The sequence below is a fragment of the Neisseria sp. genome (assembly GCF_041804105.1).
Lineage (GTDB): Bacteria > Pseudomonadota > Gammaproteobacteria > Burkholderiales > Neisseriaceae > Neisseria.
In genome coordinates, this window is record NZ_JBHCJY010000090.1 from 1 (window position 1) to 23276 (window position 23276).

A 23276-nucleotide genomic window follows, 5' to 3' on the forward strand; every position below is an offset into this window, starting at 1 on the left:
AAGGCAATGGGCACCCCGATAAAGGGGCTAATTGGGGGAAATATGGACGAGAAACACGTCTGAAAATGAAAAAACGGTTACCTTGATTGTTCAGGTAACCGTTTGGATGGAGTAGCTGGTATTTCGCAAAGGTCTCAGCCTTGTTTGGTTCGGGCGTGTTGTACGGTTACGCCGCCTTCGGGTGGCTAACCGTACCTACGTTGCTGCATCGACGGTTTCAAAATTCGGATATGTGCTCGAATCAAGGAGAAACAGTCCGCAGATATCTTTATATTGAGGTCTGCCAACCATCCCTGAGATGTACTAAGGCCGTCTGAAAAACGTAAGCTCTTTTTTCAGACGGCCTTGTTTTGCTTCGGGCGTATTGTACGGTTACGCCGCCTTAGGGCGGCTAACCGTACCTACGTTGGGGAACGTTCGGTTACAGAAACGGGTTGAACCGCCGTTCGTGGCCGATGTCGGTCATGTGGCCGTGTCCGGCAATCACGCGTGTGTCGTCGGGCAGGATGAGCAGTTTTTCGCGGATGTTGCGGATGAGGTCGCTGTGGCTGCTGCGGGGGAAGTCGGTGCGGCCTACGGTTTCGTAAAACAGCACGTCGCCCGCCACCAGCAGTTTTTCCGCGGCGCAATGGAATACGACATGGCCGGGGGTGTGGCCGGGGATGTGGAGCACGTCGAACGTGTAGCCGCCCAGCGTCAGCGTTTCGCCTTCTTCCAGCCAGCGCGACGGCTCGAACGCGGGCGATACGGGAAAGCCGAACTGGGCGGTAATCTGCGGAAGCTGTTCCAGCAGGAACGCGTCTTCGCGGTGCGGGCCGATTACGGGTACGGGACGGTTGGCCGTGAATTCCACCACGCCGCCGGCATGGTCGAGATGGCCGTGCGTGAGCCATATGGCCCGGACATTCAGGCCGCGTCGGTCGGCTTCGTCGAACAGGTAGGGCACGTCGCCGCCCACATCGGTGAAGACGGCTTCTTTGGTTTCGTCGTCCCACAGCAGCGTGCAGTTTTGGCGGAACGGGGTTACGGTGATGATTTCAAAACAAAGCGGCATGGTTCGGTTTCCTTGTATTGGCAGGTTGTGTGCGGCGGTTTGCGGTTCGGTTGCGGTTTGGAACGGGCTGCCGCATCCGTATGGTAGGGACACGGCATGGCCGTCAAAGCCGTTTTGCGGCAGGCCGTCTGAAAATGCCTGATGTACCGGCCGCCCGACGTTTTTACGGAAAACGGCAAACGGATAAGGGATACGGCAAATCTTTCAGACGGCCTGTCCGCCAAACCCGACGGCAGGGCTTGGATTTGCCCCGAACGGAAGTCGGTGCGGCCGTTGCCGTTTTTCAAACGCGGTGTGCCGCTTAAGGGCGTTCGGCGGGCAGGGGATTCATGTGCCGCGCCATGTCCAGCGCGACTTCCACCGCCGTTTTCAGACTGCCCGAATCCGCTTTGCCCGTGCCCGCCAAATCGAGCGCGGTGCCGTGGTCGACCGATGTGCGGACAAACGGCAGGCCGAGCGTGATGTTCACGCCTGCGCCGAACGAGGCGTATTTCAACACGGGCAGCCCTTGGTCGTGGTACATCGCCAGCACCGCATCCGCGTCTTTCAGCAGAAACGGCTGAAACACGGTGTCGGCGGGGTAGCTGCCGCGCACGTCGAGGCCGTCTGAACGCAGTTTTTCCAATACGGGATGGATAACGTCGATTTCCTCGCGTCCGAGATGGCCGCCTTCGCCCGCGTGCGGGTTCAGGCCGCAGACGAGGATGCGCGGTTCGGCGATGCCGAATTTGTGCCGCAAATCGCGGTGTAAAACAGTGCACACGGACTCCAGCAGCGGCTGCGTGAGCGCGGCGGGAACGTCTTTGAGCGGCAGGTGCGTGGTGGCCAGTGCCACGCGCAGGCCACCGCCGGCCAGCATCATCACCACCTGTTCCGTGCCGCTTTTTTCGGCCAGATATTCGGTGTGGCCGCTGAAAAAACCACCGCCCGCGCCCGCATCGTTAATCACGCCCTTGTGCAGCGGCGCGGTAACCATGCCCGCGAACAGGCCGTCTGAAACGCCTTGCAGGGCGGTATCGAGAAGCCGCAACACATAAGGCGCGTTGGCCGGATTCAGACGGCCTGCTTCGCAGGGCGCGTTTAACGGAATATGCAGCACTTCGAGCGCGCGCCGTTCCGCCGGTTTTTCAGACGGCCTTTCCGGATCGAAATCCCGCAATACCACCTGTTTGCCGAGCATCGCTGCGCGTTCGGCGAGCAGGTTTCTGTCGCACAAAACCACGGGACGGCAAGGCAGAGCTGCGGCCAAATCAAGACAGATGTCGGGGCCGATGCCTGCGGGTTCGCCGGAAGTAACGGCAAGGACGGGTAGGGTCATGGGGTGTTCCTGTTTGGATGGATGGGCGGGCAATTTATCAGTGGAGTGGGCATGCAGGCCAACCGCCAAGGCCGTCTGAAACGGTTATCCAAACCCGAACGGCCTTTCCTGCAGAGAAACAGGTTGCCGAAGCGCCAAACTGTTCAGACGGCCTTCGGCACGGTCTGCCGCATTTGCGGGCGGATGGTTTCAAAACGTTAGCGGTATAACAGCCAAATCCCCGTCCGTCAATGCTTTGCCTGCGGGCAGAACGGTTTTTCAGACGGCATCAGGCCGTCTGAAAAAAGCTATCGCCGTCTTTGGTTTGTTTCAATGCGAATAACTATTATCTGAGTGAAAAATATGCTAGGCTTCACTCCCGCACACACAGCAACACAAAAATCATGACAGCCATCACATTACACCATCTCATCACCGCTTTCGGCATCACGCTGGCCGCAGGTTTGGCCACCGTGCTCGGCAGTGTGCTGGTGATGTTTTCGCAGGGACCCAATCCGCGCGTGCTGTCGTTCGGGTTGGCGTTTGCCGGCGGCGCGATGGTTTATGTGTCGCTCACCGAAATCTACACCAAATCTTCGGAAGCCTTCGCGCTCGCTTACGGCGAAACCCACGGCTTTGCCGCCACTACGCTTGCCTTCCTGGCCGGCATGGGCGCAGTCGCCCTGATTGACAGGCTGGTGCCCAACCCGCACGAAACGCTCGATGCGAAAGACCCCGGGTTCAGGCAGCAGTCGCGCCAGCACATTGCCCGTGTCGGGCTGATGGCCGCGTTCGCCATTACCGCCCACAATTTTCCCGAAGGCATGGCCACGTTTTTCGCAACGCTGGAAAACCCCGCCGTTGGCGCACCGTTGGCATTTGCCATCGCCATCCACAACATTCCCGAAGGCATCTCCATCGCCGCCCCCGTTTATTTCGCCACCCGCAAAAAGGGGCTGACCGTTTTCGTCTGCCTGCTTTCCGGTTTGGCCGAGCCGTTGGGCGCAGTATTGGGCTACACCGCGCTGAAGCCGTTTCTTTCGCCCGCCGTGTTCGGCAGCGTATTCGGCCTGATTGCCGGCGTGATGGTTTTTCTCGCGCTCGACGAACTGCTGCCCGCCGCGAAACGCTATGCCGACGGCCACGAAACCGTGTACGGCCTGACATCGGGCATGGCGGTGATTGCGTTGAGTTTGGTGCTGTTCAGGCTGTAAATTGAGAAAACGGAACAGTAAGGCCGTCTGAATGATTTTTCAGACGGCCTTTGTTGTCGATACGTCGGGGACGGATGCAGACAGCGAGCAGGCGGGCTTGGTCTCGGCCTGCTGAGGCAGACGATGAAATGCCTAAGACCGTCTGAAAAACATGAGCTGTTTTTTCAGACGGCCTTAAGCCGTTATTCCCGCGCAGGCGGGAATCCGGAAGTTTGGGTTTCTGGCATTTTTTGCAAAGTACCCGCTGCCGATGATTCGGATTTTGGTTCGGCCATCTTTCGGAAAAAAAACAACCGTTTCAGGCCGTCTGCATCCGGATTCCCGCCTGCGCGGGAATAGTGGACATCGTTGCCGATGTGGAGGTAGGTACGGTTAGCCGCTCCAAGCGGCGTAACCGTACAAAAGCCTGTCTTGCTGGCTGTAGGAAAAGGTGCAGGTTGAGCCTGCAACGTAACCGCACGTTTCATGTGTGGTTTCCAGATATTCGGGTAAAGGTGCAACCGGACGGCAGATGATTTGGTTTTTTGTGCGGAACCCCAGAAATGCGTCAAGGCCGTCTGAAAAAGCATGAACTGTTTTTTCAGACGGCCTGACTTGCTGGGATGTACGGTTACGCCGCTTTGGGCGGCTAACCTACAACGACTGGTCGCACCTGTATCAAAAATGTTTTGCAGGCGGCTTATCACAGCCGTCATTCCCGCACCGGCGGGCATCCGGAAATTTAGAGTTTCAGGAATGGGTTGGGGGAAACAATCGGTTCCGACCGTTCGGATTTGGGTTTCTGCATGTTTCGGGGAAACGGCTGTTTCAGCAGGCCGTTTGCATCTGGATTCCCGCCTGCGCGGGAATGACGGGGTATGGTTGCGCTGATGCAGAATTTAAGGGTTAGAGATATACGGTTGTGCCGTTTCAGGCGGCTAACCGTACCTGCATGCTGCGGCTTGACTGCCCCTCCACTTTATTTCCGCCGCAGCACCCATTTCACATCGTCGCCTGCGGTTTCGACGGATGCGGTTTGCCATGCGGGGTTTTGTGTCAGAACGGCAGGGTTTTCGGGCAGGTCGAACAGGTTGCGGGCATTGCCGCCGAGTATTTTCGGGGCTTGGTAGAGCACGATTTCGTCGGCGAGGTTGTCGTGCAGGAATGCGGCGGCAAGGGTTGCACCTGCTTCCACCATCAGTTCGCCGATGCCGCGTTGTGCGAGCAGGCGGAGCAGGTCGGCCAGGTCGATGCGGCCTTGCCGTTCGGCAGGTTTGACGATTTCGACGTGCGGACGTGCGGCGAGAGTTTTCAGACGGCCTTCGTCGTTTGACAGGGTGGCGATGATGACGGGCGATGCGCTGTCTTGCAGCAGTTTGGCGGTGTCGGGAATGCGCAGGCGGCTGTCGAGGATGACGCGGGCGGGTTGGCGCAGAGTGGGGAAGGCGCGCACGTTGAGCTGCGGGTCGTCGGCGAGTACCGTGCCGATGCCGGTTAAAACGGCGCAGCTTTCGGCGCGCAGCGTCTGCACGTCTGCACGGGCGGCTTCGCCGGTTATCCATTGGCTGCGGCCGTCTGAAAGGGCGGTTTTGCCGTCGAGCGAGGCGGCGCATTTGAGCCGCACGAACGGGCGGCCGCGTTCGATGCGGGAAAGGAAGCCGCGGTTGAGTTCGCGCGCTTCGGGTTCAAACAGGCCGAAGGCCGTCTGAATGCCTGCTGCTTCGAGCAGGGCGAAGCCTTTGCCCGCAACTTGCGGGTTGGGGTCGCGCATGGCGGCCACGACGCGCGATACGCCGGCGGCCACGAGTGCTTCGGCACAAGGCGGGGTGCGGCCGTAATGGGCGCAGGGTTCGAGGGTTACGTAGGCGGTTGCGCCTTTTGCTGCCGCGCCCGCCTGCCGTAAGGCGTGGACTTCGGCGTGCGGTTCGCCCGCTTTGAGATGGAATCCTTGGCCGACAATCTGGCTGCCGTGTGCGATGACGCAGCCGACGCGGGGGTTGGGCGAGGTGGAAAAACGCCCCAGCCGTGCGAGGGCGAGGGCGTGCTGCATCATTTGGATGTCGGTTTGGCTGAACATTTTCAGACGGCCTTTGAATCGGACGGCAGGGACGGACAGGGCTTTTGCGCTGAACCGGCGGCTGCCGTCAAAACTGCGGCAACGGGCCGGTATCCGGCCCGTCGGCGGGGTGCGCCGGTTTATTTGGCGACGGTAACTTCGGTCAGCACGGCGGCCAGCTCGTCTTGGGTGGCGGTGTCGCTGCTGGCGCAGACGTTGTAGATGTTGCCTGCTTCGAAGATGGCGATGCAGTTTTCAGACAGCAGGTCGCTGTCGGGATTGTTTTGGGTGAAACGGTAGTTCATGCGGTTTTCGGTGGCCGCGCCGACTTGTACGTTGTCGAAGCTCTTGTCGGTTTCCAGCGTGGATTTGAGCTTGGCGAAATATTCGGCGGCATTGGCGGTTTTGGCCTTGCCCAGGTTGGCGGCATAGAGCGTGATGTTGCGGGCTTCGTCGCGTTGCAGCAGCGTCAGTTCTTCGGGGGTTACGCCTTCGGGTTGGACGGCTGCGTTGCTGCGGGCATCGGTAAAGCCGCCGTTTTGCAGGTTGACGGTGATTTTGTTGTCGCTGCTGGTGAGTTTCTGCGGTTGCGCGGGTGCTTCGGCGGATGCGGCCGCACCTGCGGGCACGGAGGTTTCGGTTTGCTGATTGCACGCGCTGAGCGAAAGGACGGCGGCGGTCAGGACGAAGGGGAGAAGTTTCATGACAAAATTCCGTAAGTGGTGTGGATGGACAATATAAAAACGGGGCTGCGTTCGGATAAGGCGACCGCTGCGGCAAGGGCGGCGGATTGTATTGCATCATCAAATGCAGCCGGAAACAGAAAAACGTTTTCAGACGGCCTGCGGACATGCCGCAAAGCTGCACGGGCGGTTACGGCGTTGCACCGTTGTTTTCCGCGCTCGGCGGCAGGGTGGCAATGGCCTGCGTGAATTCCGAAACGTCGTTGAAGCTCTTGTACACCGAGGCAAAGCGGACATAGGCGACCTGGTCGGTTTTGGCCAGTTCCTCCATCGCCATTTCGCCGACGGTGTGCGAAGGCACTTCTTTGCAGCCGAGCTGGTAGAGCCGCTGTTCGATAAGGGTAACGGTTTCGTCGATGGTTTCGGCGGAAACCGGCCGTTTGTGCAGGGCACGCTCCAGGCTGGTACGCAGTTTGTGCGGGTTGTACGCCACGCGCGCGCCGCTGCTTTTGATGATTTGCGGCATCCGCATTTCGACGGTTTCGAAAGTGCTGAAACGCTGGCCGCAGTCGTTGCAGCGGCGGCGGCGGCGGATGCTGTTGCTTTCTTCCAATAAGCGCGAATCCGTCACTTGGGTGTTGGGCTGGTGGCAGAAGGGGCACTTCATAGGCTGTGCGTTCCGTGTTTCGCTGTGGCGGACTGTGAATTGTAACCCATGCCCGAATATCCGTATAGGGCGGGCAGGCCGTCTGAAAAGCCTGTGTTGCGCATCGGGCAGCCGGTAGCGGCGGTTTTCAGACGGCCTGTGCAAAGCGGCGGATTATTCCGATACGCCCGCCGCCCTTGCAACGGCCAGTCCTTCTTCCGCGCTCATGTAAACGGGGTCGGCGGGTTTGCTGCTGTGCACGATGTCGCCGTCGCGGAACATGACCAGTTCGTCCACCGCCAGTTGCGACCATTGCTCGTCCACCGTCAGCGGCAGCGTGGCGATGACGGCCACTTTGTCGTCGGGCGTGGTGACTTCCGAAAAGTCGACCACTACGTCGTCGTCGAGCAGGCGCGCTTTGCCGAACGGGGCTTTGCGCACGATGTAGTGCAGCAGCGTGCTGGCGTGGGCGAACAGGCTGATGCCGTCTGAAAGCATGAAGTTGAACAGCCCGTAGCGGCGGATATCGGCGGTCAGCGTATCCAGCACTTCAAACAGCGTGCCGTCGTCGGGGCGGTTGGGGAAGCGCAGGCGGAGCTGTTCGAGAATGTAGCAGAACGCGCGTTCGGAATCGGTGGTGCCGACGGCGCGGTAGTGGCCGCCTTCGGGCGGGAAGAAGCCTTTCAGATGGCCGTTGTGTGCAAACAGCCAGTAGCTGCCCCACATTTCGCGCATAAACGGATGCGTGTTCGCCAGCGAAGTTTGACCCTGCGTGGCTTTGCGGATGTGGGCGATGACGTTTTCCGACTTAATCTGGTAGGCGCGGATAAGATCAGCCACGGGCGAATGCGCGCTGGGTTTGTCGTCGTGGAACAGCCGCACGCCGCGTCCTTCGAAAAAGCCGATGCCGAAACCGTCGGCATGGTGGTCGGTCAAACCGCCGCGGCGGCGGAAGCCTTCGAAGGAAAACTGGATGTCGGTGGGGGTGTTGCAGTTCATTCCCAAAAGTTGGCACATGATGGCGGTCTCGTGTGTGGTGGCGGGCAAAATTCCCGTTGTGCTGTCCGCCGCGGTATGTTTGCGGAAGCGGCACGGGTTTGCACCGGTAAAGGTGTGTCGTGAACTAAGAATTAAGAAGTTTACTTCGCCGGCTTCGGCTTGCCGTAATTCGTCATTTTGATGTTGTGTCGATGCTTCGGTTTCCCGTCATTCTCGCGTAGGCGGGAGTCCGGCTTTGATGTTCGCAACTGCTTGTTTAAAAAACGATACCGGATTCCAAGCATGGATTCCCGCCTGCGCGGGAATGACGGAAGTTGGCGAAATCGGTCTTGCCGCTTGCTGGTCAACGCAATATCCAAACACAGCTTTCTTAAATTTATTTCATACCAACGGCTTTGGCATTCGGGCAAGCGGATGCTGCGGATTATGGCCGTCTGAAAACGGTGCTTCGGGTAATGAGTTTACCAGTTTTAACGGAACGGGGCGACAGGCGGTTTCAGACGGCCTGATGCCGCGCCGTTTTCGGGAGAACGGTGTGCCGTCCGTTAAAACAGGCAGTATCCGAACGGGCAGGCATTTGCGGACAAGGGCGAACCTTGATGTATTGCGGCCATGCTGTCCGCGCGTTCGGATGCTGGGGGCGGCAGAGACAGGGCCGTCTGAAAAAAACGTTCTGCGGCGGGCAGTCGGATACGGCGGGTCAGAAACCTTTTTTTGGAATCCAGCAGCAGCGTAACCGGGCCGTCGTTGCACAGCTCCACCTGCATATGGGTTTGGAAGCGGCCGGTTTCGACCGTGATGCCGTGGCCGCGGATGAGTTCGGCGGTCAGGCGGTAGAGCGCGTCGGCGGTTTCGGCGGGGGCGGCGTTTGAAAACGACGGGCGGCGGCCGCTGCGGGTATCGGCGTAGAGGGTGAATTGGGAAACCAGCAGCACGGCGCAGCCGGTGTCTTTGAGCGAAAGGTTGAGCTTGCCCGCTTCGTCTTCGAAAATGCGCAGGTTGGCGGTTTTGTCGGCAATGTAGCGCGCATCGGCTTCGGTGTCGTCGTGCGAAACGCCGAGCAGCACCATAAAACCGCTGCCGATTTCACCGGCGGTTTCGCGCTTGCCGGATGCGACGACATCGACGCGGGCGCGGGTAACTTTTTGGATAACGGCTCTCATGGGGGCTTTGTCGGGAAATGGGGGGATTTCGGGAAAAGGCCGTCTGAAAAACGTTTTCAGACGGCCTGAATGCGGCGGTTTATTTGCCGACGCCGTTTTCCTGCAGAATCTTGTCAATCTGCTGCTGCACTTTGATCTGCTTGGCTTGGCGGAGGAAGTGCGTTCTGACCTGTTCCAGCGGCGGTGCTTCGGGATTGCGGTCGACGGCGGCGAGTTTGAACAGGTAGAAGCGGCCGTTGAGCGCAACGGGTTCGGACGTGATTTGTCCGCGCGTCATCGGTGCGATGATGTTGGCGATTTCGGGCGGAAGCTGCTGCGGGTTGACGTAGCCGTCAAAGCCCTGTTCTTTGCTCGGATGGCGTTTGACCAGCTCTTCGAAGCTCAGCCCTTTGCGCAGAAGTCCGTGGGCGGAACGGGCTTCGGCTTCGGTGTTGAAGCCGACTTGGAGGATTTGGACGACGCGCGTTTGGGCATCGTAGGCGGCGCGCAGTTCGGCTTCGGAAATTTCGGTTTGGCTTTCGAGATGCAGGGCGAATTGTCCGGCGTAGAACTGGGCTTCGACGTTTTTAAAGCGGTTCTGTATTTCCGGATTTTTGTCCAGTCCGGCTTTGAAGGCTTCCTTTTTCAGCACTTCGAAGGTTTGGAGACGGCGGATAACGTCTTTGCGGATGGCCGCACCGTCGGGTTTCTGGGTTTGGTGCGGGTTGGCGTCGGCCTGCCGCATATATTGCTCGACCATGCTGTCGATGCGTCCCGTGTCGATTTGCGGGGCTTGCGCGGCGGCGGCAATGCCGACGGCGGCAGTCAGGACGGCGGCGGTTAAAACGGTTTTGGATTTCATGGGTGTTCCTTACAAACTGCGGATGTGGCGGATTTTAATGCTGCGTCGAGCCGTCTGAAAAAGGGTTTCAGACGGCCTATTTGGCTGGCCGGATAACGGCTTTCTGCAACAGCGACTGGATGGCGCGGTCGATGCGGCCGGCCTGCAATTCCTGTCTCAAACCGTTTTTCGCCGCATCGTAGCCGGGCAGTTGCACTGCGCGTTTGTCGTTGACGTAAAACACGCCGAAGATGCCGTTATCCTGCAACGGGGCGGTGTAGCCGCCTTCGGGCAGGTTTTTGACGGCGCTGTAAAGCGCGGGGGCGGCCTGTTCCATGTCTTTCAGGCGAACATAATCGGACGGGATGCCGCCCGCTTTTTTGCCTGCGGGGTCGATGGTGTATTTGGCGGCAACGGTTTTGAAGTCTTTTTTGGCTTTCAGTTCGTCAACGGCTTTTTGGGCGTCTTCACGCTTGCGGGTGATGATTGCGCCGAGTTGGACTTCTTGGGAGCCTTGGTAGAATTTGGCGAAATCGGCATAGGCGGATTTGACGTCGGCTTCTTTGACCGGATTGCTGCGGATGATGTGGGCGATGTAGGCTTGGTTGAGCAGGTCGGTTTCATAGGCCGCCCATTCGGTTTGGAAGCCGGATTTTTTGTCGGCCCCCTGCTGTTTGGCGGCGGCAAGCGATTGATTGAGGATATTTTTGTAGTCGGCGCTTTCGTGCAGTTTCAGACGGCGTGCTTCCTGTGCGACGACGGTGCCGACGATGTAGCGGTTGGTCAGGTCTTGGCGCAGGGCGGGGCTGTCTTTGATTTGCCTGTTGTGGCTTTGCAGGGCTTTGACCTGCGCATCAATGGCTTTGCTGTCGACGGCGGTGCCGTTGACGGTAACGATGGTTTTCGCGGCAAGGCTGCCGGAAAGGGCGGCCAGCGCGAAGGCGGCGGCCAGACGGGTTTTGTTCATGGTTTTCTCACAATGTACGGGGATGCGGCGTCGGGTGTGGCGGTGTTCGGCATGGACGGTTTTCCGTGGTGTGCGCCGTCGCCCGATGCTTGGAAAATGCCTGCGGTTTTCCGTTTTAATGGTTGGCGGAATATTCGGCAGGCGTGGCGGCTTTGATGCTCAGGGCGTGTATCAGGCCGTCTGAAAACAGGTCGCGCAACAAATCTTTGACCATACGCTGACGGTTGACGCGGCCGACGTTTTCAAACGCCGCGCTGACGACGAGCACGGCATAATGCCCGCCGCCGGTGTTGCCCGCATGGCCAATGTGGCGGTGGCTGTCGTCGCGGAATTCGAATATTTCGGGCGAAAGCGGTTTCAGACGGCCTTCGATGGTTTCGCGCATCTGCATTTATTTGAACACCGCTTTGAAAGGCTTGATCAACACTTCTTCATATACGCCCGCATCGACGTAGGGGTCGGTTTCCGCCCATGCCTGCGCATCGTCGAGCGAAGCGAACTGCGCCACAATCAGGCTGCCGGACACGCGCTCGGGATTGTCGGGTAACGGGTTGGGGCCGGCGGTAATCAGACGGCCTTCGGCTTTCAGCGCTTCCAAACGTTTCAAATGTTCGGGGCGCGCAGCCATGCGCGCTTCGTGTACGTCGTCGCCGTCGGTGGCCAAAATCATAAAGTATTCCATCATTCGCTTTCCTTAGGTAAATGGCGGCTCAGGTAAAAGCCTTGTGCAATCATGAAAACAACCATCAGCGCGGTGGAACCGAACAGTTTGTAGTTCACCCACTGCGCTTCGGTAAACATATAGGCGACGGCGATATTTGCCAAGCCCATGAAAATAAGATAGCCAATCCACATAAAGGTAAGATTGCGCCAGATGCCGTCTGAAAGCTGTATTTCTTTGCCCATCAGGGCTTTCAGACCGTTTTTGCCCATCAGGTGGCTCACGGCCAACGCCGCCGCGCCGACCCAGAACAGCAGGGTAGGTTTCCATTTGATAAACACAGGGTTTCTCAAAATGACAGTTGCCCCGCCCATGACCACAATCAATATCAGGCTGACCCACTGCATCGTGTCGAGCTTTTTGTGTTTCAGCCAGGTGAAACCTGCCTGCAACACTCCGACAACCAAAGCAACAACAGTAGCAATAATGATGTCTTTAGTATAGGAATAAGCCGCAAAAAACAGGATGACGGCCAACAGGTCGCTTAAAATTTTCATACTGATAAAATCTGAAAGGATAAAAAAACAGATAAGCGGAATGATACCGCCAGAAGCCCGCTCGTGCATTATTTATCTTAACGCAAGGCTTTGGTAGAATGCGTTCGGACAGGATAGCTGTTTCCCGAATAGTGCATAGTGGTAATAAGGTTGCAAATTATAGTTACTTTTTAACTTAATTTAGCAATTTACTTGGCAGACGGAGCGATTAGACGATACCATGACGGAATATTTTATTGTATGGCAGCCAAGCTGCAAACTAAAAAACAGGGGATCAAGTTTTGAAAAATAACCACAAAATCAAACTAACCGCCGCATCAATGGCGCTGATGGCCAGCTTCGGAGCATACGCAGGCATCGGCGGCCTGAACGTACAGTCGCATTTGGGCGAACCTTTTTCCGGTACCGTAACCGTTACCGGCGAAGAAGCCAAAGCCCTGCTCAAAAGCGGCAAGGCCACGGTGTCCAACAGCAATCTGCGTACCAGTGTCAGAAGACAGGGCGACAAGGCCATCGTTACCATCCGTTCGAGCAAGCCCGTTCAAGATCCCGTGTTGATTTTCAACGTCAACACGGGCAAACAGTCGCGCGAATACACCGCAATCATCGATCCCGCCGACTACAACAGCACCCGTTCCGCCGGCAACGCCGAACGTCCGAACAGCGGCGGTGCGGCTGCTGCCCCCCAAAACCCTGAAAACCAGTCTGCACGCGAACGCATCAACCGTGCCATCGGCAGCGACAATGCCCGTGCCGATGCCAGCGAATATGCAGAACTGGCCAAAAGAGCAAATGCCAATCAGAAAAAAGCCAAGCAGCAGGCCAAATACAGCGGTATCCAATACGGCAAACGCCATCTTGTACGCAACGGCGAAACCGTGCGCGGGATTGCCAACAGAATCCGTCCGCAGGGCGTAAGCCAGGCGGCGGCCGTACAAGCCTTGATGAATGCCAATCCCGGCGTGTTCTCCGGCAATAACCCCGACCGCATGATTGCAGGTAAAGTGCTGAATATCCCGACGCGTGCGGCATTGAGTCAGGCAGCGGCACAGTCCAAGGGCAGTGCTTCCGTTGCAGGGGCTGCGGCAGGTGCCGTCATTACGCAGGCGCAAACCGCAGGCAGACCTGTGCCGCAGACTCCCGGACAACAAAACAATGCCGCCGCTAATGCGGCTGCGGAGAAAGCGTCCGCAGAAAAAGCCGCCGTACAGCAACAAGAACAGACAGTGCGTCAGGCCGACAAGCCCGAAGACGTACCGCAGGCAGGCCAGACAGGTTTGGTTGAACCTGCATCCGCGGCTTCTGCTGTTCCGCCGGTCCAAGCATCTGCCGTTGTTCCAGCTTCGGTGGCCGAACCTGTTGAGACGGCATCGCAAACAGCCGAGCCCGAGACCGTGCCGATGGAAGAAAGCGGTGGTGATCAGGGCAGCCTGTGGCGTTGGTTGTTGATGGGCGGAGCGGCCGTTTTGGCTGCACTGTTGCTGTTGAAACTGTTAGGCCGCAAAAAAGGCATTTCAGGTGCCGCTGTTGCCGATGGGCATAAACATAAAGAAGACGATGAAGTCGTATTCGACAGCGAATCGGTTTCCCAGATGCAGGCATTTGATACAGAGCCTTCATCGGTGAAAGCGACGGCCGTTACTGCCGCCGCAGGCGCTGCGGCTGTGGCGGCGGGTGCTGCTTTGGCTGGCAAAGCGAAGGCCGCTGATGATGAATTGGATATGGAGGATGATTTCGACGACGATATCTTCTTCACCGATACCGCCGAACAGTCCGACAGCGACCGTCAGGACAATTTCAATCTCGACTTGGGGGAGATTGACAACTCGCAAAACGGCATCGTATCCAGTGCCGTTACGGTTGATGAAGAAACCGAAGCCCGACGCAATGCCGATTGGGACAACATCGAATCCACCGAAAGCGTGTACGAACCCGATCCCGAACCGTATCCGTCTGCCGTTTCGGTTGTAACCGATAGTAAACCGGAAGAGGCAGCTGCTGAAGCCGATGCGCTTGAATTCGAGACCGTATCGGATGTATCCGAACCTGTGTCCGACAATGTCTTTACCGTAGAGACGCCGTCTGAAACTGCTGAAAACAAAGACGAAGCACTTGAATTCTTTACGGAGCCGACCAAAGAAGAAGCTGCTGGTGCAGAAGAAGATTTTGTTGCGGAAACAGAGCAGGCTGAAGGTTTCGACATTGAAACGGCAGAAACAGCAGAAGTGGCATTTGAAGCTGAACCGCTGAAGGTTGCAGAAACAGAAACTGCCGGATTTGAAACCGTTGACGGGAACGGCAGCAGTGTTGAGACTTCTGCGTTCTTCGCAGAACCTTCTCAGGTTGACGAAGCTGCTGTTGAAGAACAAATGCAGCAAGATGATGCGCTTGAGTTCGATACCGTGCCGGTACAGCCTGAAGTGGTGGAGTTTGACACTGCCGCGGCCCAGGCACAGTTTGCGGCGGAAGCAGAAGCGGCACACACCGAATCCGAAGCAGACAAACCGCTGGATTTCAAATTGCCTGAAACCGCTACCGCAGTAACGGCAGCCGCTACGGTTGCAGGTGTTGCTCTTGCTGCAAATGAAGCGTCCGAGCCGCTTGCTGTTGAAAGTGAGACGGAAGCCGAAGTTGGTTTTGCAACAGACGAAAGCGACGATACTCCGCTGTTCGACATCAAACAGGATGAGGGTTTCCGTATTCAGGATGGCGAAGATTTCACTGCTGCCGAACATGTTGTGAGTGAAACCTCTGCCGATGAAACGATTGACTGGTCCGGTTTCGGCGGCGAGGATTCCGGCCGTGATGCAGGCGGCTTTATCTCCGAATCCGTGGGCATGACCGCACCGTTCGAAGCAAAATACGAACTGGCGAAAATGTATATGGAAATCGGCGACCCCGATACCGCCCGCGAAACCCTGCAAGAGTTGATTGAGGAAGCCGACGGCGATATTGTTGCCAAAGCCGAAGCCCTGTTGAAAGAAATCAGGGGCTAAGAATCAGCTGCTTTGATGTTAAAATCGAAGATGCCGTTTCAGACGGCATCTTTTTTATTTGTTGTGTTTCCGCAGCAGCAGGCCGTCTGAATATTTTATTAGGCAATAAACCGCCTACTTTTTTGAGCCGGCGCTGAAGAGCGGTGTCATGATGCTGCCTGATTTGAGGGTGTTTTTGTTGGGTATTAAACCCGGCTGTTGGATGCGTCGTTGGTAAAACCAATATTGTTGTTCCCGAGCGGGCGGTAATCCGGTTTTGACTACAGAAACCCTGTTTGTTCACACATGTGCGAATATTGATTCTGGGTTGCCGCCCGTGCGGGAATAGCGGTATTTCCTAATCAATACATTTGCTCACACAGCCTGAATTCGCTGCTATACCCAATGCAGGTAAGGGAAGCCGCTTGAGCCGTATGATTTCTCAAAATTGTGATGTTCCCGAATGCGGTGGCCGTCTGTAAGTTAATGGCGGCAGGTTGCCGCGTGATTGTCCAATCGTTTTTTATTTTTTGTCCGAGCCATGTCTGATACTTCCCAAACCATCCGCCGCGCGCTTACCTTGTCTTATGACGGCAGCCGTTTTTACGGCTGGCAAAAGCAGGCAGGCGGCCTGCCGACCGTTCAGACGGCCTTGGAGGATGCCTTGTCGCAGATTGCGGGCGAACGCATCCACGTTACCGTAGCGGGCCGTACCGATACGGGCGTACACGCCACCGCCCAAGTCGTCCATTTCGATACGGCGGCGCAGCGCCCAGAACAGGCTTGGGTACGCGGTGTCAACGCCCGTTTGCCTGCCGGTGCGGCCGTATGGCAGGTACGGCAGGTTGCCGCGGATTTTCATGCCCGCTTCGATGCGTTCGGCCGCCGTTACCGTTATATTCTGCAATCGTCTCCCGTCCGTTCCCCGCTGCTTGTCGGCAGGGCGGGATGGGTGCATACGCCGCTTGATATGGACAAGATGCAGCAGGCGGCTGCCTGTTTGATTGGCGAACACGATTTCTCCAGTTTCCGTGCGTCCGGATGCCAAGCCAAATCTCCCGTGAAAACGCTGTACAGCGCCCGTATCGGCGGCAGTCCGGAGTGGCTGTTTTTAGACCTGCACGGCAACGCTTTTCTGCACCATATGGTCAGAAACATCATGGGCGCGCTGGTGTATGTCGGTAACGGCCGTTTAAGCGTGGAAGGCTTCGCGGCGCTGCTTGAAGAGCGCAGCCGTCTGAAAGCCCCGCCGACCTTTATGCCCGACGGACTTTACTTGACCGGCATCGACTATCCGCCCGAATCGGGCATGACGACACCGCCCGTTCCGCTGTGGCTGGACGGCGGATTCGGTTGAACCGGCAGGCGTTTGGGTTGTGTCGGGTAGGGATTTCCGATTCTTGAGACGGAGAGGCCGTCTGAAGCAGGGGGGATTGGATATGAGCTGAGCCGTTGCGATGCCGCTTCGGTTTGTGGATACGCGTTGCCGGCCGTGTCGGAAATGGGTTTATATTGGGGATTTGCTTGGTGTTTCGGCAAATGAAACTGTTTGCGGTGAAAACCGATGCCATGCCATTCGGCTGGCGGGTCAAGGCCGTCTGAACACTTTTCAGACGGCCTTGATGATGTTTGCGGCAGGATTTCCCTCCTGCTTTGAACATTTCCGGTTTCGCTATATGATGCAGGACGGAAGCGGTGGGGAGGGACGGCGGATCGACGGTAACGCATACGGTTCGGCTCCTGTGGCCGCCGAGATGTGCGGGACAAGGCGGCAGCTCGGCACGCCGGAAACCGTCGGAACGCATCATGTATCCGGACAACCATCCCTGTTTTTCAATCCGAAGGCCGTCTGAAACGGCCGCATATACGGTGGCACACATGATACGCGCGTTATGTATTATTTTCGGCTGTTTGGCCGCGGGCGAAGCGGCGGTTTACTTCACCGGTATTCCGTTGCCGGGCAGTATTGTCGGGCTGGGCGTGTTGTTCGGCCTGTTGCAGGCGGGGTGGGTCAAACCCGAATGGCTCAAACAGCTGACCGATGTCCTGATGGCCAATCTTGCGCTGTTTCTCGTGCCGCCTTGTGTGGCGGTGATCAGCTATCTGGATTTGATTGCGCGCGATTTTTGGCCGATTGTCGGCGCAACCGCGCTCAGCACGCTGTGCGTGTTGCTGGTAACGGGCAAAGTGCACGAATGGGCGCGCAGGTGGCTGCCGTGAAAATGCTTTCCCATCCGTCCGTTTTGCTGTTCCTGACCGTCGGCGTATATTGGTTGGCCAACATATTGCGCGCCCGCACGGGCAGGCTGGTGTTCAACCCCGTGCTCATCAGCACCGTGTGCGTGATTGCGTATCTGAAGGCCTTCGGCATCGACTACGAAAGCTACCATCAGGCAGGGCGGTTTATCGATTTTTGGCTTAAGCCCGCCGTGGTGGTGCTGGCCGTGCCGCTGTATCTCAACCGGCAGAAAATCCGCGACCAATGGCTGCCCGTGGTTGCCGCCCAGCTTGCCGGCAGTTTCACGGGCATCGTAACGGGCGTGTACCTGGCCAAATGGATGGGCGCGGGGCGGGAAACCGTGTTGTCCGTCGCGTCCAAATCCGTTACCAACCCCGTGGCCATCGAAATCACGCAGGCCATCGGCGGTATTCCCGCCGTAACCGCAGCCACCGTGATTGTGGCGGGGCTGACGGGGCAGATGCTCGGCGTGTGGTTTTTGAAAACCGGCCGTGTTGCCATGCCTTCGTCGCTGGGCTTGTCGCTCGGCACCGCATCACACGCCATGGGCATTACCGCTTCGCTCGAACGCAGCAAACGCATCGCCGCATATGCGGGTTTGGGGCTGATTTTGAACAGCATCTTTACTGCCGTGCTTGCGCCGCTGGTCGTGCCGCTGATGGTCGGTTGACCGGGCCGTCTGAAAAATATCCGCGCACAACCGGATGTGCGGGCGGCAGGTCATGGTCATCCCGAAAACCGTTTTCCTGCCTGTGCGTCAGGCCGTATGGTTTTTCAGACGGCCTTCGGAATAAAACGCCGTCCGTTCCCGTTCAGGCCGTCTGAAATTCCCTACATGAAAAAACGGAACCCTGCAAAGGGTTCCGTTCGGCTTTTCAGACGGCCTGTCAAGGCATTACAGCACGGAATTCGTGTGTACCGTCAAATCGGTGTCTTTCAAAACCGTATCCACGGCAGCGAATTTTTCGGCTGCGTATTGCGGCTCCGAGCCGTCGGCATCGAAAAACAGGCCACCGTCCTGCTGGAAAATGCGGGTGTCGGCGGTAAGCGTTTCGCCTTCGGCGGCAAACCAGTTGTCGGCGGTCAGGTCGAACAGAACTTGGTCGAGCGCGATTTTGTCGCCTTCGGCCGTGTTGAAATCGAGTTCGACGGGGCGATCAAACACGGCTTTGCCGGTGAAGACAAACGTATCCGCGCCTTGGGTGGATGCGAAGGTGGTGGTGCCGATGTCGGGCAACATGGCGTTCAGGCCGTCTGAAACGGGAGCGGCGGGGTTGTCGCCGTTATGCACCTGATCAATGAAGCCGGCGAAATTGCCAGGCATGGCATCGTAGGGGTCTTGTTTGCCGTCGGGTGTGCCTACGTCATCGGTAACGAATACCCAGCCTGCGCCGCGCTGTTGGGAAAGCTCGACCACTTCGCTGTATTGCTCGGGCGTTGCACTGTGCGCCATGTGCCAGATGCGGGCGGCGTTGGCAGGGTCTTGCTCGAACGCGGACGTGGGAGCCTGATACTCACTAATGTATTCGGATGCCGTCGTTTCGCTGGTAACGAAAATATCGGCATAGGGCGATACGGAATCGGGAATGTGTTTGCCGGGGTTGGCGATCACGAGTGCGTCGCTGCCGTATTGGGTTTTGACGTAGTCGTAAATGTTTTTCAGGTAAGCGGCGGCATCGCCTGCGGCGGATTCGAATTCGTCGAAGAAAAAGCCGTGGATTTTGTCTTTGCCGTACAGCTTGCCGTAGGCATCGATGTGTTCTTTGACATCACTCAGTTTCACACGGTTGTAATCAGTACGCACATAAGCGATGTTTTGGAAGCCGAGTTCGGTGTTTTTGTTGACCAGCGTAACGTAGTTTTGTTGGTCTGCCGGCTTTTCAGTGTACGGGCCGCTGTTGGGATTGATGAGCACATAAGGAATTTTGTCTTTGCCCGCCGCGTGTATGGTTTGCCAGTATTCGCTGAACGTGTCCGGGCTGTCCAACGGGTAGCTGTAGCTGACGGGCAGGACGGATTGGTTTTGGGCGCTTACGTTTTTCAGGGCATCGGGCAGGGGATGGGCAGGAGCGGAAGCCGTTGCCGTTTCCTCCGCAACAGGTGCGGTAACGTTTTTGACGACGGTATCAACGGTAGTCACTGCGGCGGCATCGGCATCGGCGATGACGGTATCGATGTGGGCGTTGCCGATGCGGATGCTGTTGTCGCCGCCGGTGTTGTTACCGCTTCCGACCAAGCCTAGCAGGTTGGTGAAATCGGACGGAAGTTCGTCAAAACGGTTATTGTCGCCAACGTCGTCGCTAACGGCTACCCAGCCCGCGCCGCGCGCTTTGGACAGGTTGACGACTTCTTCGTATTTATCCGCCGATGCGGTATGGACGATGTGCCAGATGCGGTGGGCGTTGGCAGGGTCTTTTTCAAAAGCAGAGGTGGGGTCGGTGTAGTTGTCGTTTGGGGCATTTCCCGTATAACGGTCTTGCGCGCCCTCGAACGTTACGAAAATATCGGCATAGGGCGACACGGCATCGGGAATGTGTTTGCCCGGGTTGGCGATAACCGTCATCTCTTGGCCATAGGTATTTTTGACATAGTTGTAGATTTCGGCCAGATATGCGGCGGATTGGGGATTGTCCGACTCGAATTCGTCGAGAAAGAAGCCGTGGATTTTGTCTTCTTTGTAGAGATCGATATATTGTTTGATGAGTTTCTTAACGTCATCGGCATTGTTGGATTTATAGCCGGTGGGGACATAGGCAATGTTTTTAAAGCCTGCGTCGGTATTGGTTTGCAGCAGTTGCGCGTAGTTTGCCTCCAATGCAGTACCCGGGCCGCTGTGCGGATTGACCAGCACATAGGGAATCGTGCCGCTACCTGCTTTGTGGACGGCATTCCAGTATTCGGAACCGCTGCCGCCTTCTTCAGGATAGGAATAAGTTACGGGCAGCAGGGTCTGCTTGGCGGTATTTTCTGATTGGGACGCGCCTGCCGACACATTGCTGATTTCCACGCGGAAAGACTCGCCGTTGTCTTGCTGGCCGTCTTTGTAGGCGCTGACTTTGAACGTGGCGCTGGTTTCGCCGGCGGGAATCACCACGCGGTCGACGTGCAGGCGCGCATCGCCTTTGGAAAGGCTGTTACCCGTCATTTTGATTTCCACGGTAACGGGCGTGTCGGCGGGGCGGTTGAGCGACACGGTATAGACGGCGCGTTCGCCTTCCTTCATCTGCGCCGTGCCGCTCAGGTTGACGGTAAGTGCTGCCGCGGCTTGCGCGGCGGCGTTTGCTTGATTGTTCGCCATAAGGTAAGTCCTTTATCGGATGGGAATGTTATCATTTAAACGAATTTTATTTGACCGTGCGGCACGCAGTAAGTTCCGTTGCCGTGAAGGCCGTCTGAAAACCGGAAACCGTGTCCCGCCTTTTCAGACGGCCTTTTGCAGGTTATGATTGACCGCATCCACAGGCCGTCTGAAAACACGATACGGTTTTCAGACAGCCTTTCCCGAAGACGCGGCATCCGCCCACCCGAAAAGGAAATCCATTATGGCCGTCAATTACACCGAAAAAACCGCCGACCAACTGCTCCACATCGAAGGCGTGCAAATCTATACCGCGCAGGCGGGCGTGAAAAAGCCCGGCCACACCGATTTAACCCTGATGGTACTTGCGCCGCGCAACACCGTGGGCGCAGTGTTCACGAAAAACCGTTTCTGCGCCGCGCCCGTTTACATCGCCAAATCGCACCTGTTTGACGAAGACGGCGTGCGCGCCCTGGTGGTCAATACCGGCAATGCCAATGCCGGTACGGGCGGGCAGGGCAGGGCGGATGCCGTCGAAATCTGCGCCGCCGTTGCCGGGCATATCGGCTGCAAAACCACCGAAGTGCTGCCGTTTTCCACCGGCGTGATTCTCGAACCGCTGCCTGCCGACAAAATCATCAAGGCCCTGCCGAACGTCAAACCCGCCGACTGGCTGGATGCCGCCCGCGCCATCATGACCACCGATACCGTTGCCAAAGCCGCCAGCCGCGAAACCAGAATCGGCAGCAACCATACCGTGCGCGCAACCGGCATTGCCAAAGGCGCAGGCATGATTTGTCCCAATATGGCCACCATGCTCGGTTTCATCGCCACCGATGCCGCCGTTTCCCAGCCCGTGCTGCAAAGGCTCACACAGGAAATCGCCGATATGTCGTTCAACTGCATTACCGTTGACGGCGATACCAGCACCAACGACAGTTTCGTCATCATCGCCACAGGCAAAAGCGGCCAAAGCGAAATCGACAATACCGCCGACCCGCGTTACGACCAGCTTAAAGCCATGCTCGGCGGACTCGCGCTCGAGCTGGCGCAGGCCATCGTGCGCGACGGCGAAGGCGCAACCAAATTCATCACCGTGAAAGTGGAAAACGCCCAAAGCCGCGATGAAGCGCGTCAGGCGGCCTATACCGTCGCCCATTCGCCGCTGGTCAAGACCGCTTTCTTCGCTTCCGACCCCAATCTGGGCCGTCTGCTGGCCGCCGTCGGCAATGCCGGTATCGCCGATTTGGATACCGACAAAATCAATATGTGGCTGAACGATGTATCGGTGGCCGAACTCGGCGGCCGTGCCGCAAGCTATACCGAAGAGCAGGGGCAGGCCGTGATGAACCGCAGCGAAATCACCGTGCGCATCGATTTGGCACGCGGCAAGGCTGCTGCCGAAATTTACACCTGCGATTTGTCGCACGATTATGTCAGCATCAATGCGGATTACCGAAGCTGATCCGTTTGATTTGAAAAAGAATACATAGGCCGTCTGAAAAAGTTTCAGACGGCCTTTGGTCATGAACGATAGGAAGAAAACAAGGCGGGTGGAATCTTGGGGCGGTTTGCATTGAAGGCTTTGTTTGAAGAAGTCGTATTTGCATAACGTGCCGATGGTATCAATACCTTCATTCCCGAGTAGGAAGGAAGCCAAGATTGATGTCCGCGAGTTTTATGGATAAACAAGGTTTCTTAAACCAAACACCGTCGGCAAAGGCAAAGGCCGTCTGAAATTTCAGACGGCCTTTGCTGACTGTATCTGCCGAACGCTTGTGGCTCATCCCATGATTAGGGCGGGAATCAAAAGCATACGGGTACAGATGCTGCTTACTGTACAGTCGCGCCCGGTACTTGGGTTTGAGTAACAGGAGCTGATGCAGCAGTAGCATCGGTAGTTGTAGTGTCGGTGGATTTAGAGGCACAGGCAGCCAGAACGAGAGCAGTGGCAGCAGTCAGCAATACGGTTTGGAATTTCATCTTTCACTCCTATAAATTTAAATGGGAAAACTGCGCGCTGTTTCAAGCGCAGGCCCAATACTAAAGGAAACCGTTGTCCTTTGCGCCCGGTTTAACCCGAATTTAAATCCTATTATCCTTATCGGTCTGTTTGTTTATGGTGTGAAAAAGTACGCATATTACGGAACTTTTTGAAAAATGATTTTGGTATTTTAATGTATCAGGCTAGTCAAACGGGTTATAGACTGATTGGAAAAGTGTTTTTCTTGATTGTCTGTGCGGTATTCAATGTTTTCGAGATGTTTTTGGAAGTAATATTATGAATGCGGGTGAGGAAGATTACCGTTTTGTGTAAGGTCCGGTAGATTTCCATATGGTGTAACCACTTAAAAATAAAGCTGTGTTTGGATATTGCGTTGATGCTTATTTGCCGCCATTCCCGCAGGCACGAATCCATTTTTAATATTCACAAATACTTGGTTAAAAAATACCGAATTCCAAACATGGATTCCCGCTTGCGCGGGCATGACAGAAACTGAAGAAATCTGTCTTATCTAATTATTCTAACTATAGCAAATAAACTTATTTATCGATACACACCTGAAACAGCCAATCCACATCCGTAATTCGCAGCCGATTCCTAACACCTTTAATCCAAGCCCACTTTTTCTCTATCTGATTCAGATCGGGGCTATAAGGTGGAAGC

At 56.7% G+C, this 23276-nt stretch carries 20 protein-coding genes and 1 pseudogene; 6 read left to right on the forward strand and 15 right to left on the reverse strand.

The genetic code is table 11. The annotated features are described in order from the left end of the window. Window positions 1-421: 421 nt before the first annotated feature. From ACEYDX_RS08145 to pdxA, 3 genes are read right to left on the reverse strand one after another with little or no spacing between them, the layout of a single operon-like run. A complete protein-coding gene (locus ACEYDX_RS08145) occupies window positions 422-1054 on the reverse strand; it encodes an MBL fold metallo-hydrolase (RefSeq protein WP_373741522.1) in 633 nt (210 codons plus the stop codon). Then, window positions 1024-1341, reverse strand: a complete 318-nt coding sequence (locus ACEYDX_RS08150) for a hypothetical protein (RefSeq protein ID WP_373741523.1) — start codon at window positions 1339-1341, stop codon at window positions 1024-1026. The genes ACEYDX_RS08145 and ACEYDX_RS08150 overlap by 31 nt, the downstream gene beginning before the upstream one ends. Window positions 1342-1355: 14 nt before the next feature. Then, the gene (pdxA, locus tag ACEYDX_RS08155; RefSeq protein ID WP_373741524.1) at window positions 1356-2372 is read right to left on the reverse strand and encodes a 4-hydroxythreonine-4-phosphate dehydrogenase PdxA; all 1017 of its coding nucleotides are present in this window, start codon (window positions 2370-2372) and stop codon (window positions 1356-1358) included. A 383-nt stretch (window positions 2373-2755) separates the two neighbouring features. Here pdxA and zupT point away from each other — a divergent pair, with 383 nt between their 5' ends. Beyond that, window positions 2756-3565: a zinc transporter ZupT gene (zupT, locus tag ACEYDX_RS08160; protein ID WP_373741525.1), complete on the forward strand. Its 810-nt coding sequence runs from the start codon at window positions 2756-2758 to the stop codon at window positions 3563-3565. Window positions 3566-4523: 958 nt separating this feature from the next. Here zupT and ribD read toward each other — a convergent pair. The 10 genes and pseudogenes from ribD to ACEYDX_RS08210 all read right to left on the reverse strand — a co-directional run bounded on the left by ribD (window position 4524) and on the right by ACEYDX_RS08210 (window position 12096). Continuing rightward, window positions 4524-5621 carry a bifunctional diaminohydroxyphosphoribosylaminopyrimidine deaminase/5-amino-6-(5-phosphoribosylamino)uracil reductase RibD gene (gene ribD, locus ACEYDX_RS08165; RefSeq protein ID WP_373741526.1) on the reverse strand — a complete coding sequence of 366 codons (1098 nt, stop codon included), beginning with the start codon at window positions 5619-5621 and terminating at the stop codon, window positions 4524-4526. Between the two features lie 119 nt (window positions 5622-5740). Beyond that, window positions 5741-6304 carry a cytochrome C gene (locus tag ACEYDX_RS08170; protein WP_373741527.1) on the reverse strand — a complete coding sequence of 188 codons (564 nt, stop codon included), beginning with the start codon at window positions 6302-6304 and terminating at the stop codon, window positions 5741-5743. 169 nt (window positions 6305-6473) lie between these two features. Beyond that, window positions 6474-6950, reverse strand: a complete 477-nt coding sequence (nrdR, locus tag ACEYDX_RS08175) for a transcriptional regulator NrdR (protein WP_373741528.1) — start codon at window positions 6948-6950, stop codon at window positions 6474-6476. Window positions 6951-7103: 153 nt separating this feature from the next. Beyond that, complete coding sequence (locus tag ACEYDX_RS08180) at window positions 7104-7946, reverse strand: class II glutamine amidotransferase (RefSeq protein WP_373741538.1); 843 nt, start codon at window positions 7944-7946, stop codon at window positions 7104-7106. Between the two features lie 677 nt (window positions 7947-8623). Beyond that, a pseudogene (gene dtd / locus ACEYDX_RS08185) lies at window positions 8624-9091 on the reverse strand (D-aminoacyl-tRNA deacylase); the annotation flags it as partial. Window positions 9092-9170: 79 nt separating this feature from the next. Continuing rightward, window positions 9171-9932 (reverse strand): peptidylprolyl isomerase, encoded by a 762-nt coding sequence (locus tag ACEYDX_RS08190; RefSeq protein WP_373741529.1) that lies wholly within the window; start codon window positions 9930-9932, stop codon window positions 9171-9173. Window positions 9933-10008: 76 nt separating this feature from the next. Beyond that, window positions 10009-10878 (reverse strand): peptidyl-prolyl cis-trans isomerase, encoded by an 870-nt coding sequence (locus ACEYDX_RS08195; protein WP_373741530.1) that lies wholly within the window; start codon window positions 10876-10878, stop codon window positions 10009-10011. A 115-nt stretch (window positions 10879-10993) separates the two neighbouring features. Then, the gene (locus ACEYDX_RS08200; protein WP_373741531.1) at window positions 10994-11269 is read right to left on the reverse strand and encodes a BolA family protein; all 276 of its coding nucleotides are present in this window, start codon (window positions 11267-11269) and stop codon (window positions 10994-10996) included. Then, on the reverse strand, window positions 11270-11560 hold the full coding sequence (locus ACEYDX_RS08205) for a YciI family protein (RefSeq protein WP_373741539.1): 291 nt from the start codon (window positions 11558-11560) through the stop codon (window positions 11270-11272). Then, complete coding sequence (locus ACEYDX_RS08210; RefSeq protein ID WP_373741532.1) at window positions 11560-12096, reverse strand: septation protein A; 537 nt, start codon at window positions 12094-12096, stop codon at window positions 11560-11562. The genes ACEYDX_RS08205 and ACEYDX_RS08210 overlap by 1 nt, the downstream gene beginning before the upstream one ends. 281 nt (window positions 12097-12377) lie before the next feature. Between ACEYDX_RS08210 and ACEYDX_RS08215 the strand changes: the two genes are divergently transcribed. The 4 genes from ACEYDX_RS08215 (at window position 12378) to ACEYDX_RS08230 (ending at window position 17980) form a co-directional block, all read left to right on the forward strand. Continuing rightward, window positions 12378-15092, forward strand: a complete 2715-nt coding sequence (locus tag ACEYDX_RS08215; protein WP_373741533.1) for a FimV/HubP family polar landmark protein — start codon at window positions 12378-12380, stop codon at window positions 15090-15092. 520 nt (window positions 15093-15612) lie between these two features. Then, window positions 15613-16428, forward strand: coding sequence for a tRNA pseudouridine(38-40) synthase TruA (gene truA, locus ACEYDX_RS08220; RefSeq protein ID WP_373741534.1), 816 nt, complete (start codon window positions 15613-15615; stop codon window positions 16426-16428). 521 nt (window positions 16429-16949) lie between these two features. After that, window positions 16950-17291 (forward strand): CidA/LrgA family protein, encoded by a 342-nt coding sequence (locus tag ACEYDX_RS08225; protein WP_373741540.1) that lies wholly within the window; start codon window positions 16950-16952, stop codon window positions 17289-17291. Next, window positions 17267-17980: an LrgB family protein gene (locus ACEYDX_RS08230; protein ID WP_373741535.1), complete on the forward strand. Its 714-nt coding sequence runs from the start codon at window positions 17267-17269 to the stop codon at window positions 17978-17980. Before ACEYDX_RS08225 ends, ACEYDX_RS08230 begins: the two co-directional genes overlap by 25 nt. Before the next feature lie 225 nt (window positions 17981-18205). On the opposite strand, the gene ACEYDX_RS08235 is transcribed toward ACEYDX_RS08230, so the two are convergent. After that, entirely contained in the window at window positions 18206-20608 is a 2403-nt protein-coding gene (locus tag ACEYDX_RS08235; RefSeq protein WP_373741536.1) for a spherulation-specific family 4 protein, read from the reverse strand. A 244-nt stretch (window positions 20609-20852) separates the two neighbouring features. Between ACEYDX_RS08235 and argJ the strand changes: the two genes are divergently transcribed. Continuing rightward, window positions 20853-22073: a bifunctional glutamate N-acetyltransferase/amino-acid acetyltransferase ArgJ gene (gene argJ, locus ACEYDX_RS08240; protein ID WP_373741541.1), complete on the forward strand. Its 1221-nt coding sequence runs from the start codon at window positions 20853-20855 to the stop codon at window positions 22071-22073. Window positions 22074-22441: 368 nt separating this feature from the next. Here argJ and ACEYDX_RS08245 read toward each other — a convergent pair whose 3' ends face one another. Then, window positions 22442-22591 (reverse strand): hypothetical protein, encoded by a 150-nt coding sequence (locus ACEYDX_RS08245; RefSeq protein WP_373741537.1) that lies wholly within the window; start codon window positions 22589-22591, stop codon window positions 22442-22444. Between the last annotated feature and the right edge of the window lie 685 nt (window positions 22592-23276).